Genomic DNA, 13209 nt, shown 5'->3' with positions numbered 1-13209 from the left:
GCCGTCAGCCGGGTTCGGCGAGGTGAATGACCCCGGAATCGATGACGCCGAGGTGAATGACGACGTCACCAGTCCGCGCGGGCATCGACGTCGCGCAGCAGGTCGATCACCGGTGCGAACTGCTCGAGTACCGGTTCCAGAACCGTGATGTAGCTGATCCCGGTGCGGTCCCGCAGCCTCACGAGCCGCGCGGCGATGTCCGACGCCGAGCCGATCAGGACCGACGGGAGTCCGGCGAACTCGTCGGGCTCCATCGTCAGCCCGTATTTCGCGATCAGCTCGTCGACGACCGTCCCCGGGTCGTCGGTGACCACAACGATCTGCATCAGCAGATTCCATTCGATGTCGTCTGCCCGGGCGCCGGCCGCGGCGCGGGCGAAGGCGACCCGTTCGTCGAACTCGGCCGCCGGCAACGGTTCCAGATCGCCGTCACGTCCCGTCCGCGCCGCGGTGAACCCGACGATGTCGGCCTGCTCGGCGGCCATCCGGAGCACCCGGTCGCCGTTCCCGCCGAGGAGTAGCGGCACGCGCTCCTGGACGGGGCGCGGCGTGTGGCCGGGATCGTTCAGCAGCGACGTAACCCGGGTCACCGTCTCGGCCAGGTGATCGACGCGGCGGCCCGCCGGCCGGAATTCGATTCCGGCCGACTCGAATTCCTCTTTGACGTAGCCGGTGCCCAGTCCGAGCTCGACGCGACCGTCGGAGAGCTGGTCGACGGTCGCCGCGTCGCGGGCGAGCAGCGCCGGGTTGGTGAACGCCGCGTTGAGGACGAACGGGCCCACGCGGAGTCGTTCGGTCGCGGCGGCCGCCGTCGCGAGTGCAGGCCAGGGGCTCGGGATGCCGAGGTGGTCCGGGACCAGCAGGACGTCGAAGCCGAGCTGTTCGACGTGCCGCGCGCGCTCTTTCCAGGACGAGCTGGTGTCCACGACGAGCATGTTGACCCCGAACCGGAACGGCCTGTTCGCGAGAGACATGTCCACAACCTAGCCAGGGGCTCGACGGCCGGCCAGGTGGATGCGGTGGAGTCCGGGCCGGTGCGACCTTGCACTCGCCAGGGTCGAGTGCTAAAACGGACGTTGGCACTCGCGAGCTGTGAGTGCCAGGTCGGGACGGTGAGATCGGTACCGAATGACACACCGGTCGTCCGTCGCGGGCACCGAGTTCCGGCCATACGAACCTAGTGTCACCCCCTTCGGAGGATCACTTACCCATGGCCAAGCAAATCGCGTTCGACGAAGAGGCCCGTCGCGGCCTCGAGCGGGGCCTCAACAGCCTCGCCGACGCCGTCAAGGTGACGTTGGGACCCAAGGGTCGCAACGTCGTTCTGGAGAAGAAGTGGGGCGCCCCCACGATCACCAACGATGGTGTTTCCATCGCCAAGGAGATCGAGCTGGAGGATCCCTACGAGAAGATCGGCGCCGAGCTGGTCAAGGAAGTCGCCAAGAAGACCGACGATGTCGCGGGCGACGGAACCACCACCGCCACCGTCCTGGCACAGGCTCTCGTCCGTGAGGGTCTGCGCAACGTCGCTGCCGGCGCCAACCCGCTGGGTCTGAAGCGCGGCATCGAGAAGGCCGTCGAGGCTGTCACCGAGTCGCTGCTGAAGAGCGCCAAGGAGGTCGAGACCAAGGAGCAGATCGCTGCCACCGCGGGCATCTCGGCCGGCGACCCCTCGATCGGCGAGCTCATCGCCGAGGCGATGGACAAGGTCGGCAAGGAAGGCGTCATCACGGTCGAGGAGTCCAACACCTTCGGCCTCCAGCTCGAGCTCACCGAGGGCATGCGCTTCGACAAGGGCTACATCTCGGGGTACTTCGTCACCGACGCCGACCGTCAGGAAGCCGTCCTCGACGACCCGTACATCCTGCTCGTCTCGGGCAAGGTCTCGACCATCAAGGACCTGCTGCCGCTGCTGGAGAAGGTCATCCAGGCCGGCAAGCCGCTGCTGATCATCGCCGAGGACGTCGAGGGCGAAGCCCTCTCGACCCTGGTCGTCAACAAGCTCAAGGGCACCTTCAAGTCCGTCGCCGTCAAGGCCCCGGGCTTCGGTGACCGCCGCAAGGCCATGCTGGCCGACATCGCCATCCTCACCGGTGGCGAGGTCATCAGCGAAGAGGTCGGCCTGTCCCTCGAGGGCGCCGGCATCGAGCTGCTCGGTACCGCTCGCAAGGTCGTCGTCACCAAGGACGAGACCACCATCGTCGAGGGCGCGGGCGATCCCGACGCCATCGCCGGTCGCGTGGCCCAGATCCGTGGCGAGATCGAGAACAGCGACTCCGACTACGACCGTGAGAAGCTGCAGGAGCGCCTGGCCAAGCTGGCCGGCGGTGTTGCGGTCATCAAGGCGGGCGCGGCCACCGAGGTCGAGCTCAAGGAGCGCAAGCACCGCATCGAAGATGCCGTGCGCAACGCCAAGGCTGCCGTCGAAGAGGGCATCGTCGCCGGTGGTGGCGTGGCCCTGCTCCAGTCGGAGCCGGCCATCGACGCACTCTCGCTTGAGGGTGACGAGGCCACCGGCGCCAACATCGTCCGCGTCGCTCTCTCGGCTCCGGCCAAGCAGATCGCGATCAACGCCGGTCTCGAGCCGGGCGTCGTCGCCGACAAGGTCCTGAACTCGCCCACCGGCACCGGCCTCAACGCCGCCACCGGTGAGTACGAGGACCTGCTGGCTGCCGGCATCAACGACCCGGTGAAGGTCACCCGCTCGGCGCTGCAGAACGCAGCCTCGATCGCGGCTCTGTTCCTCACCACCGAGGCCGTCGTCGCCGACAAGCCGGAGAAGAACGCTGCACCGGCCATGCCGGGCGCCGACGAGATGGGCGGCATGGGCTTCTGATTCAGAACCCCTTGCTTGACCAGCTCTAAAGCACACGGGCCGGCCCACTCCCATTCGGAGTGGGCCGGTTTCGTATATCGGTCCACGAGCCGCCCGCAGGAACCGCGCGTGGCGGAAGGGGGTTGAAGACCACTTGGCTTCTCCCATCACCGTCGACATCTGGTCCGACATCGCGTGCCCCTGGTGCTTCATCGGGAAGCGTCGCTTCGAGGCGGGTCTCGCCGAGTTCGCCGGACGCGACGACGTCGAGGTGACCTATCGCAGCTACGAACTCGCACCCGACACCCCTGTCGACTTCGAGGGTTCGGAGATCGACTTCCTGGTGCGGCACAAGGGGATGCCCGCCGCCCAGGTCGAGGGGATGCTCGAGCAGGTCCGCGGGATCGCGGCCGACGTCGGCCTCGACTACGACTTCGACAGCCTCCAGCACACCAAGACCCTCAAGGCCCACGAGGCGCTGCATTTCGCGCGCGCCCACGGCAAGCAGCTCGAGCTGGCGGAACGGCTGTTCCAGGCCTACTTCGAGCAGGGTCGGCACGTCGGCAGGCCCGCCGAGCTCGCCGACCTGGCCGCCGAGGTCGGGTTGGATCGCGACGCCGTGCTCGCGGCGCTCGAATCCGGCGACCATGCCCAGGCGGTCGCCGCCGACATCGACCAGGCGCGGGCATACGGGATCACTGGTGTCCCGTTCTTCGTCTTCAACGGCAAATACGGCGTGTCCGGCGCGCAGCCCGCCGAGACCTTCACCCAGGTCCTGGAAAAGGTGCACGCCGACTGATCCTCGTGTGCGAACTGCCGGGTTTGGGTAAGGCACCTTCGATGCAGACGTTCCTGCCCTACCCGGACTTCCGGCGGTCCGCCGAGGCCCTCGATCCCGCGCGGCTGGGCAAGCAGCGGGTGGAGACCCTGCAGATCCTGCGTGCCCTGGAGCTGTTCGACTACGGCTGGGGCAACCACCCGGCGGTCACGATGTGGCGCGGGCACACTCCCGCTCTCGTCTCCTATGGCCTGGCCTTCGTCGACGTCTGGCGTCGTGAGGGACGCGCGGACACCACCGCTGCGATGATCGCCGAGTTCGCACCGGAGGTGGTGGGCGCCTCCCAGTCGGATCTCGCCGACGCCGGTCTGATGCCGCCGTGGCTGGGCGACGACCGCCTCCATCGGAGCCATCGGTCGGCGTTGCTGCGCAAGGATCCCGACTTCTACGTCGCTGAGTTCGGCGACGTCGCCGACGATCTCCCGTATTTCTGGCCCGAACCGCCGGAAGCGGCGCCGGACCGGAATGACCGTGATCGCACGGTGTGGATCATCCGGCCGTCATCGAAGGAGCAGTTCGACGAGTTCCGTCGGCGCGACATCGTCGGCCTCGGAACTGAGTCCGGTATCGACGTCGACGCCGCGACGGCCAGTGCCGACGGGCTGCGCGCCCTGCTCAAGGAGTGCAGCCCGGGACGGCGACCGGGCAAGGACCTCCGCGTACTGGCGTCCTTCGTCGACGACCTGACTCCCGGCGACGAGGTGGCAGTCGTCGATGCCGACGACCCGACGGTGCTCCCGCTCGGGCTCGTCGAGAGCGAGTACGAGTTCACCAGGCGTGGAAAGACTCTCGCTCTCCATCGACGGCGTGTTCGGTGGACCGGCACGGTGGCACGGTCATCGGTGATCCCGCCCGCGCTCCTGCAGAACCCGCGGACGATGTTCCCGGTCGCGGTGGAGAACCATTAAAAGGTCGAATTCGACGAGGTGTAGTCCGGTCGATTGAACTTCGTGAGCCCCCTGCGGACCTTCGTGTTCGTCGTCGACTCGAGGGAATGCATGTTCGGCGACGCGGAGTGAATTACGGGGTGACCACAAAGTGCGTATAACCCCCGGTCGCGCAGGTATGGGCGGGGAACGACCTGTCGTGCATGCAATTGCGAAACGGACATTCTCGAACGGCATCTCCGAATGGACCCGATGCGGATCCGTGTCTGATCGAGGAAATGTTCTGAACCCGCCGACCGATGTTGAGTATGGTCCGACGTATTCGGACCGAGACCTGCACGTGAGGATTCCGTTGCCGAGAATTCGGAGCCGAAGGCTATGTGAGGGGATGTCGATGACAGCTGCGGGTAGGAGTGTGTGCAGCAGGAGGTTGGCCTTAACGCTCGTCTCGATCGCAGCGGTGGTCGCAGCCTTTTCCGTCCCGCCCGCCGCTTCCGCAGATCCCGGGGTGCGTGAGCGGGCGGCGCGGCTTGCTCAGGCGACCGCCGAGGGCCGGGTTGTCGATCTGTCCGTGAGGTCTGAATCCATGGCGCGTGATGTACCGGTTCGTGTTTTGGTGGCAGCTGACACTTCCGAACCGCGGCCGACGCTGTACCTCTTGAACGGGGCCGGTGGCGGAGAAGGAACGGGGCACTGGTTCGAACAGACCGACATCGTCGATTTCTTCGCCGACAAGGACGTCAATGTGGTGGTGCCGATGCGTGGCGCCTACAGCTACTACACCGACTGGGTTCGGAACGACCCGGTTCTCGGGCGCAACAAGTGGACGACCTTCCTGACGAAGGAGCTGCCGCCGGTCATCGACGCGAAGTTCGACACGGATGGCGCAAACGGCATCGCAGGGATCTCGATGGCGGGAACTTCTGTTCTTGCACTGGCGGAGACGGCGCCTGATCTCTATCGCGCGGTCGCGTCCTACAGCGGTTGTGCGGAAACGAGCACTGAGCTGGGGACGTTGGCCATCCAAGCTGTGGTCGAGGGTCGAGGCGGCGGTAACGTCGCAAACATCTGGGGGCCGATCGGAGCGCCTAATTGGAGAGCGCACGATCCCGTCGTGAATGCACACAAGCTGCGCGGCAAGTCCATCTACGTCAGTAGCGGTACCGGACTGCCGGGCAAGCATGATCGCTTCTCGAGTTCTGGGATCAATCGCGACCCTCTGAAGTACGTGGACATCGTCGGGGTGGGTGGAGCCATCGAGGCCGCTACGTACCAGTGCACATTGAACCTCGAGAAGAGGCTCAAGCAGCTACGCATCCCCGCGACGTTCGATTACGAGCCCGGGACGCATTCGTGGCCGTATTGGCAGGACCAGCTGGCCAAGTCGTGGCCGATGCTCGAGCGTGCTCTGACCCGCTGATCTACCGGCTGGACGCCGGTGAGGCGTGTTCATCTGCAACGATGAGTCGCGTGACTGTGACACCCGGTGCGCCGAGCCCGATCGGCAGCCTCCCGAATCTGCGTGACCTCGGCGGCTGGCGGACCGCCGACGGGCGAGTGGTGCGATCCGGGTTGCTGTTCCGGTCGACGGACTTCTCGTCGCTCACCGACTCCGATGTCGCCGCCCTCGAGGGCCTCGGCTTGCGCACGGTCTACGACCTCCGTTCGGTGCACGAGCGGGAGGCCATCCCGGACCCGTCCCTGCCCGATGCCACCGAGGTCGGGCTCGACGTGCTCGCCGACGCGCAGATGTCGATCCCGGCCAACATCGGTGCCGTACTCGCTGATCCGGCCGTCGTCGCCCAGGCCGACGAGGTCCTGTCCGGCGGCAAGGCGCGCGAGATGATCTCGGGTACCTACCGCGAGATGATCACCCTGCCGAGTGCCACCGCCGCCTACTCGGAGTTCTATCGCGGACTGCTTGGCGACGCGCCGAGTCCGATCCTCTTCCACTGCACAACAGGCAAGGACCGCACCGGTTGGGCCGCCGCGGCATTTCTCACCCTGGTCGGGGTGGGTGAAGAGGACGTCTACCGCGACTACCTGCTGACCAACGAGCGCCTCATCCCGGCGCTGAAGCACATCTTCGACGGCTTCGCGGCCGCGGGCGGCGACCCGCAACTTCTCGTCGGCGTTCTCGGCGTCGACGCGGGATACCTCGACGCGGCCTTCGACGAGGTGCGGACCAGATACGGCGGCATCGAGGGGTACTTCAGCGAGGCGCTCGGAATCGGTACCCGCGAGCAGGACAAGATCCGCGAACGTTTCCTCGTCGAGGCCTGACCCGGCCTACCGGAAGACGATGCACGTGGTTGAGCCGCGTGCGACCAAGGTCTGCGTACCCGGTCGGACACGCCTCCCGGGCGATCGGGCTATGTATAGTTGCATAGACCACCCGGACGAGATGAAGGAGCAGGTCATGGCGCCGCATTCCGCCGAATCCGTCATCTCCGGATCGGATGAGCGTGGTCCGCGCGAACGGATGATCGTCCATGCCGCGGACCTGATCGGCCGCGACGGTGTTGCCGCGACCTCGATCGGCGACGTCATCTCCGCGAGCGCCGCGCCTCGCGGGTCCATCTACCACCACTTTCCCGGCGGCAAGACGCAGCTCATGACCGAGGCGGTCCGGTACGCGGGAGACTTCATCGCCGAGCGGCTCGCGCGCCGGGCCACGCTCACCCCCGCCGAGACGGTTCGCGAGATCGGCGGCGTGTGGCGGCGCATGCTGGTCAACACCGACTTTCAGTTCGGTTGCCCGGTCATGGCCGGCGGCCTGGCGCGTCGCGGCGAGCCCGAGGTGGCCGACGCCGCCGCCGAGATCCTCCGCCGCTGGGCCGATCTGATCACCGCCCGGCTCGTCGTCGACGGTGTGGACAGCGAGCGCGCCGATTCGCTGGCGAACCTGGTCGTGGCCGCCATCGAGGGGGCGGTCGCACTCTGCCAGACGCAGCGCAGCGTCGAACCGCTTGATCGCGTCATCGCCGAACTGGCCGCGCTCTGCGACGCCGCGGTCTACCGGTAGGCATTCCCACCGGTTCTGACGAACCCGCAGACCTGGTCATCTGTACGCCGTTGGCTTGCGGCGGGCTCCGTAGTAGGTTCACGGTGGCGCCACCTCGGTGGCAGTACGCCGTGTGAACGACGCTGGGCCGAGTTCGGGAGGGGACACGATGACGCCGGTCTTCCGGCATGAGCTGGGCTCGGACTTCGACCGCCTCCACCCCAACGTCGCATGGCGTTACGGCATCGACTCCACCTCCGGGGTCGCCCAGATCTGCCACGGCATGTACGAGTCGGTGTACGTGTCCTCGGTCCTGCCCCCACCCGCTCTCTGGCACTACGCCAAGCGGAACGCCCTGCCGTCCAAGACCAGTCGGATGGTCCCGTTCACCCAGGCCTACTACTGCTACGTCGATGAACTCGAGCGCGAGTCCCTCGCGGTACTGCGGACCTTCCGGTACACGACCGGCCCGCGCAAGCTCAACTCCCTACTCGTCGCGGGACGCACCGGACTCGTCGACTACTTCGGCGACGGACCCGAGTTCCTCTATCCGATCGAGCCGTCGGTGACCCCGGCCGGCGAGTTGCTCCTCGAGAGCGGACCGATGCGCTGGCTGGGGCGCGGACCGAAGGTGGGCATGAAGGGCCTCTTCACCGCGCAGATGAAATACATCGAGGGGTGGGACGAGAAGCGCGAACGCTTCCGCTGTGACATGACGGTTCGCAATCCGGTCATCGGCGAGATCATGCATTTCCGAGGATGGTTCACGGCGGCGGACCAGGCGTGCACACTGCGCGACATCCCCGACGAGGCGTGGCCGGTGAACCTCGTCGACCGGGAGAGCTGATCCCCGTCGAGTCCCGCCCTGGGTAAACCTGGTCACCCGACCAGGTACGAATACCGACGGCGCACGGTTCGGTGTGTGCCCGCGGAGGCCGGACGGTAGGTTCACTCCATGGCTGTCTCCGCGAACATCGAATTCCACATCGCCGCCCCGGTCTCGGTGGTGATGGAAGTACTCATGGACATCGAGTCCCTCCCCGAGTGGTCGGGCCCCCACAAGGAGGCCGAGATCATCGACGAGCACGACGACGGCGCACCGCGGACTGTGCGCATGGTGGTCACCGCGGCGGGTATATCCGACGAACAGACGTGTACGTACGAGTGGACCGACACGACCTGCGAATGGCACCTGATCAAGTCGAATCAGCTCAGCGAACAGCGCGGCAAGTACACCGTCACCGCGACCGACACCGGTTCGCACGTGCACTTCGACCTGGAGGTCGATCTCAAGATCAAACTGCCCGGATTGATCGTCAAGCGCGCTCAGAAGATGGCCGTCGACACCTCTCGCAAGGGGCTCACCGCCGAAGCAGAGAAGCGCGCCATCGGCTGAGCGAAACCGCGCCCGAACCGGGTCGCCGTCATCCGGACGGTGTCGACCCGACGATCCCCCGGGTGGCCCGCGCGGACCGCGGGTACCCTGGGATCGTCATCAGCCCAGCCGTTGCACCATGGAGGCCAAATCCCTTGAAAATGAACAAATTTGCCGTCCGGGCGTTGGTCTTCCTCGCCGGTGGCGCCGGTTGTGTCGCATTCGCCGGGTTGTCCGGTGAGGGTGTCGCATCGGCTGTTCAGTGCACGGCGTCGAACGGGCAACAGATCGAACGGGTCGTGGGTGCGAGCGGTTGCGGCGCCAAGGCCGGATTGGGTAGCCGCGCGACCGCCGAGGACCGCAGTGGCAACGGCACGGCCATCTCCGTGTCGGACAACGGCGGCAACGCCTCGTCGTACAACCTGCAGCCGGGCTCGTCGGCCCTCGCAGGTGCCAACTCGCGCGGCGTGGCGTACTCGGTGACCACCGGTCCCAAGGCGCTGTCGATCGCGCAGGCGCGGCGCGGCGGCACCACGGTGGCGGTCGGCGGCTGGGGTGGCCAGGCCTACGCCGGACCCGACGGCGCGGTGTGCAGCGGCGGCTTCGCGGCGGCCTTCGATTCGGTCACCGGGAAGGCCTGCCTGCATTCGGGTTCCATCGATCTGCGCAACTGACCGGTCGGCTCGTCCACCGATCTGAGACCAAACCCGCCCGACGCGGCGCGTCGTTCACCGGCGCGTCGGGCGTGGTCCACCCGGTAGTCCTATCGTTGGACCGTGACCGAACTACACGACGCAGACCCCCACGTCGGCCCGGACTTCAGTGTCTTGAACGGCCGAGAGGCACTTCAGCAACTCGTCGACCTGCACGACGTCACGCAGTTCACCGTGAACGACGACGATGACGACGACCCCGTCCTGCTGACGCTGCCGCACCGCAACGTGGTCGACACCTGGCGTCAGGACTACCCGTACTCCGAGCGCATGAGCCGGCGCGAGTACGAGGTCACCAAACGTCGCCTGCAGATCGAGTTGCTCAAGCTCCAGAAGTGGTCCAAGCAGACCGGGCAGCGTCATCTGCTGGTCTTCGAGGGTCGCGACGCCGCCGGCAAGGGCGGCACGATCAAACGCTTCAACGAGCACCTCAACCCGCGCGGTGCTCGCGTGGTCGCCTTGGAGAAGCCGAGCGAGCGCGAGGCGACCGAGTGGTACTTCCAGCGCTACGTCCAGCACCTGCCGGCCGGTGGCGAGATGGTCTTCTTCGACCGGTCCTGGTACAACCGGGCCGGCGTTGAACGCGTCATGGGTTTCTGTAATCCGCAGCAGTACACCCAGTTCATGTCGCAGGTCCCGGCCTTCGAGAAGATGCTCGTCGACGACGGCATCAACCTGGTGAAGTTCTGGTTCTCGGTGACCCCGCTCGAGCAGCGCACGCGGTTCGCCATCCGCCAGATCGACCCCGTCCGACAGTGGAAGCTCTCGCCGATGGACCTCGCCTCGCTCGACAAGTGGGACGCCTACACCGAGGCCAAGGAGGCGATGTTCGCCGCCACCGACACCGACCACGCGCCGTGGACGGTGGTGAAGTCCAACGACAAGAAGCGTGCCCGCATCAACGCGATGCGGCACGTGCTCAGCCTGTTCGAGTACGACGGCAAGAACCACGACTTCGTCGGCCGACCGGATCCGCTGATCGTCGGGCGTGCCGCGGACGTGGTCGGGGAGTAGCCGTCGGTGGCTCGGTAGCCTCGTGGGGTGCGAAGCTTTCTGAGTGCTCTGATGACGCTCGTCGCGATGGCGGCGACCGTGCTCGCGGTCCCGGCTCTGTGGCTGGACCTGCGTATCGTCGACCAGGACGGATTCGTCTCCACCGTCGCGCCGATGGCCGAGAACCAGAAGGTGAAGGACTACCTCGCCGACGAGATCGCCGCCCAGGCCACCGCCCGCACCGATCTCCCGATCGCGGGTGCGCTGGTGCGTCCGCTGGCCGCGACGTACACCGACAGCGAGCAGTTCCGGCTCGACTTCGCCGATGTCGTCGGCCAGCAGCACGCCTGGCTGTTCACCCAACCCGCACCGGGTGAGGACACGTCCGTCATGCAGCTCGACATCACCGCGATGATCAACCGGGCGCTCAATCTGACCGGCACCCCGAACGAGATCTCGGGACCGGTCGTCGTCGACTTGACCAACGGGGCTTCGGGTCTCGAGGCCGGTAGATACGCCGAGGTCGGCAACCAGATCACCATGCTCGCCCGGGGTGCGGCGGCGGTCGCGGTCATCGCCGGACTCCTCGCCCTTCTGCTCGCGCACCGGCGCAGCACGGTCTTCGCCTGGCTCGGGCTGGGCGCGGTCGCGGCCGGGGTCGCGAGCTGGGTCATCGGCCTGTTCTTCGCCGACCGCGCCAAGCAGGAGGTCGCGGGCGCCGAATCATCGGGTCGGCAGGTGGCCGAGCTGATCATCGACGGGGCCTACTCCGACCTCACCCAGGTCGCGCTGATCGTCGGCGGGGTGGGCGTCGCGATGGTCGTTGTCGGGCTCATCGGCCGGGTGGTCTTCGCGGGCCGGCGCTGAGCCGCCCGCTCCCTCCAGATGCGAGCGAAGCGAGCCTCTCAGTGCCCGGCGAAGGCCTCGGCGAGCCACCAGGATCCGCCGTCGTTCGTGATCTTGGCGTCGATGACCAGCGGGCCGGACGGTTCAGGGGAGTCGAGTGAGGCGACCCAGCGTCGTACCTGGTCGAGGTCGTCGAACCCGGTGACCGTCACGCCGTTCGCGCCGTGGCCGCGGGCGATGGCGGCGATGTCGGTCTCGGGGAAGGTCACCGTCGTCGTGTCGGCGTCGCCGAAATGGTGTACCTCGGCGCCGTACGCGGAGTCGTTGTAGACGAGCACGACGAGCGGAAGCGCCAGGCGGACGGCGGTTTCCAATTCGGAGATCGCCATCAGGAAACCGCCGTCACCGGTGCCGAGGACAGGCAACCGGGTGGGTTGGGCGATCGCCGCGCCGATGGCCGTGCCCAGTCCGAGACCGATCGACTGGAATGCCTGGGTGAAGCAGAAGCCGAACTCGTCGGGCACCGACAGATGCGTCGACGGGTACCCCATGAAATTGCCCGAATCGATGGACAGGATGCGGTCGGCAGGCAGGATCTCGTCGAGAGCAATGCTCAACGCGCGCGGGTCGATTCGGCCGTCGACAGGCTCGGCGGTGACCGGGACGTCCTGCCACCGCGTCGACGCGGCGATCCGTTCGGCCACATCATCGGTCCGGTATCCGTTGTGCGACAGCGGATCACCGGAAAGTGCGGCGAGCGCGTCGGTTGCGGTTGCTGCGCAGTCTCCGACCACGCCGACGTCGACCGGGCGGTGCGCGCCGATCGCCTCGACCTCGACATCGACCTGGGCCACCACGGTCTGGTCACCGATGAGCCGGCCGTGCCGCATCGTCCACATGTTGAGCGCACATCCCCACCCGACGATGAGGTCGGCGCCGGCGATGAGCTCCGCGGTCGTCGGCGACGAGAAGCCGCCGGAGATGCCCAGTGAGAACGGATTCTCGGCGAAGAGGCCGTTGGCGACCGCCGACGTGGCGAGCAGCGCACCACTTGCCTCCGCGAGCTCCGCGATCTGCGGACCGGCCTCGCGACCGCCCCGTCCTGCGACGAAGACCGGTCGGCGGGCCGCGCGAATCGCCGCGACGAGGGTTTCCACCGATGCGGCGTCGGGCCGGATCCGCGGTGCCCCGAACGATGCGACGACCGGCCCGGACACCTCGACCGGTGCCGCGGCCACGTCGATTGCGATGTTGAGCACGACCGTCCGGCGCTGGGTCACTGCGGTCCGGTACGCCCGGGTCACATCGGCGACCACGGTGTTCGGGCCGTAGACGCGGTCGCTCACCGCGCCCACGCTCGTCGCCAGTGCGTCCTGGTCGATCCGGAAGTTCGACTGCAGCGCGGCAGCCGGGGCGTCGGCGGTCAGCACGATCATTGGGGTACGACTCTTCGCCGCCTCGCCGATGCCGGTGACCGCGTTGGTGAGGCCGCAACCCTGGTGCACCGTCAGCACACCCACCCGTCCAGACATTCGCGAGTAGGCGTCGGCCATGGAGGCCGCGCCACCCTCGTGGCGTGCCGCGGTGAACCCGACCCCGCCGGCGCGCAGCGCGTTGGTCATGACGAAGTTGCCGCTGCCGACGACCCCGAACGCGTGACCGACGCCCAGATCGGCGAGAACACGGCCCGCTACGTCGGCGACCGTCGGGCCGTACGTTGTCGCCGAGTCCGTCACGC

Annotated in this window: 13 protein-coding genes; 11 read left to right on the top strand and 2 right to left on the bottom strand. The window is 67.2% G+C overall.

All coding sequences use genetic code 11. From position 1 onward, the window contains the following. Positions 1–65 precede the first annotated feature (65 nt). A complete protein-coding gene (locus C5O27_RS01675) occupies positions 66–974 on the bottom strand; it encodes a TIGR03621 family F420-dependent LLM class oxidoreductase (protein WP_127961736.1) in 909 nt (302 codons plus the stop codon). Positions 975–1210: 236 nt separating this feature from the next. On the opposite strand from C5O27_RS01675, the gene groL reads away from it, so the two are divergent. From groL to C5O27_RS01620, 11 genes are all read left to right on the top strand, one after another. Then, positions 1211–2836: a chaperonin GroEL gene (groL, locus tag C5O27_RS01670; RefSeq protein WP_127961735.1), complete on the top strand. Its 1626-nt coding sequence runs from the start codon at positions 1211–1213 to the stop codon at positions 2834–2836. Between the two features lie 133 nt (positions 2837–2969). Then, entirely contained in the window at positions 2970–3614 is a 645-nt protein-coding gene (locus C5O27_RS01665; RefSeq protein WP_127961734.1) for a DsbA family oxidoreductase, read from the top strand. Positions 3615–3655: 41 nt separating this feature from the next. Beyond that, positions 3656–4561, top strand: a complete 906-nt coding sequence (locus C5O27_RS01660) for an MSMEG_6728 family protein (protein ID WP_127961733.1) — start codon at positions 3656–3658, stop codon at positions 4559–4561. A gap of 373 nt (positions 4562–4934) precedes the next feature. After that, positions 4935–5960, top strand: coding sequence for an alpha/beta hydrolase (locus C5O27_RS01655; RefSeq protein ID WP_127961732.1), 1026 nt, complete (start codon positions 4935–4937; stop codon positions 5958–5960). A 50-nt stretch (positions 5961–6010) separates the two neighbouring features. Beyond that, on the top strand, positions 6011–6823 hold the full coding sequence (locus C5O27_RS01650) for a tyrosine-protein phosphatase (protein WP_127961731.1): 813 nt from the start codon (positions 6011–6013) through the stop codon (positions 6821–6823). A 136-nt stretch (positions 6824–6959) separates the two neighbouring features. Continuing rightward, on the top strand, positions 6960–7565 hold the full coding sequence (locus C5O27_RS01645; RefSeq protein WP_127961730.1) for a TetR/AcrR family transcriptional regulator: 606 nt from the start codon (positions 6960–6962) through the stop codon (positions 7563–7565). Positions 7566–7713: 148 nt separating this feature from the next. Continuing rightward, positions 7714–8391, top strand: a complete 678-nt coding sequence (locus C5O27_RS01640; RefSeq protein WP_127961729.1) for a DUF4166 domain-containing protein — start codon at positions 7714–7716, stop codon at positions 8389–8391. 108 nt (positions 8392–8499) lie between these two features. Beyond that, positions 8500–8940, top strand: a complete 441-nt coding sequence (locus C5O27_RS01635; protein ID WP_127961728.1) for an SRPBCC family protein — start codon at positions 8500–8502, stop codon at positions 8938–8940. Positions 8941–9074: 134 nt separating this feature from the next. Next, on the top strand, positions 9075–9593 hold the full coding sequence (locus C5O27_RS01630; protein WP_035752055.1) for a DUF6764 family protein: 519 nt from the start codon (positions 9075–9077) through the stop codon (positions 9591–9593). Between the two features lie 102 nt (positions 9594–9695). Next, on the top strand, positions 9696–10646 hold the full coding sequence (gene ppk2 / locus C5O27_RS01625; protein ID WP_127961727.1) for a polyphosphate kinase 2: 951 nt from the start codon (positions 9696–9698) through the stop codon (positions 10644–10646). Between the two features lie 51 nt (positions 10647–10697). Then, positions 10698–11492, top strand: a complete 795-nt coding sequence (locus C5O27_RS01620) for a hypothetical protein (protein WP_127963736.1) — start codon at positions 10698–10700, stop codon at positions 11490–11492. Between the two features lie 38 nt (positions 11493–11530). Here the strand turns inward: C5O27_RS01620 and C5O27_RS01615 are convergent, their stop codons facing one another. Then, entirely contained in the window at positions 11531–13207 is a 1677-nt protein-coding gene (locus C5O27_RS01615) for a thiamine pyrophosphate-binding protein (protein ID WP_127961726.1), read from the bottom strand. Between the last annotated feature and the right edge of the window lie 2 nt (positions 13208–13209).

The organism is Gordonia alkanivorans (assembly GCF_004011905.1).
In the GTDB taxonomy this organism is placed as follows: domain Bacteria; phylum Actinomycetota; class Actinomycetes; order Mycobacteriales; family Mycobacteriaceae; genus Gordonia; species Gordonia alkanivorans.
This window is presented reverse-complemented; position numbering and strand designations above follow the sequence as displayed.

Bases quoted from the DNA above. Each gene is read 5' to 3' on its own strand.
- C5O27_RS01620 (WP_127963736.1), top strand. From the start codon at position 10,698: ATGACGCTCGTCGCGATGGCGGCGACCGTGCTCGCGGTCCCGGCTCTG.
- groL (WP_127961735.1), top strand. From the start codon at position 1,211: ATGGCCAAGCAAATCGCGTTCGACGAAGAGGCCCGTCGCGGCCTCGAG.
- C5O27_RS01675 (WP_127961736.1), bottom strand. From the start codon at position 974: ATGTCTCTCGCGAACAGGCCGTTCCGGTTCGGGGTCAACATGCTCGTC.
- C5O27_RS01645 (WP_127961730.1), top strand. From the start codon at position 6,960: ATGGCGCCGCATTCCGCCGAATCCGTCATCTCCGGATCGGATGAGCGT.
- C5O27_RS01655 (WP_127961732.1), top strand. From the start codon at position 4,935: ATGACAGCTGCGGGTAGGAGTGTGTGCAGCAGGAGGTTGGCCTTAACG.
- C5O27_RS01635 (WP_127961728.1), top strand. From the start codon at position 8,500: ATGGCTGTCTCCGCGAACATCGAATTCCACATCGCCGCCCCGGTCTCG.
- C5O27_RS01640 (WP_127961729.1), top strand. From the start codon at position 7,714: ATGACGCCGGTCTTCCGGCATGAGCTGGGCTCGGACTTCGACCGCCTC.
- C5O27_RS01660 (WP_127961733.1), top strand. From the start codon at position 3,656: ATGCAGACGTTCCTGCCCTACCCGGACTTCCGGCGGTCCGCCGAGGCC.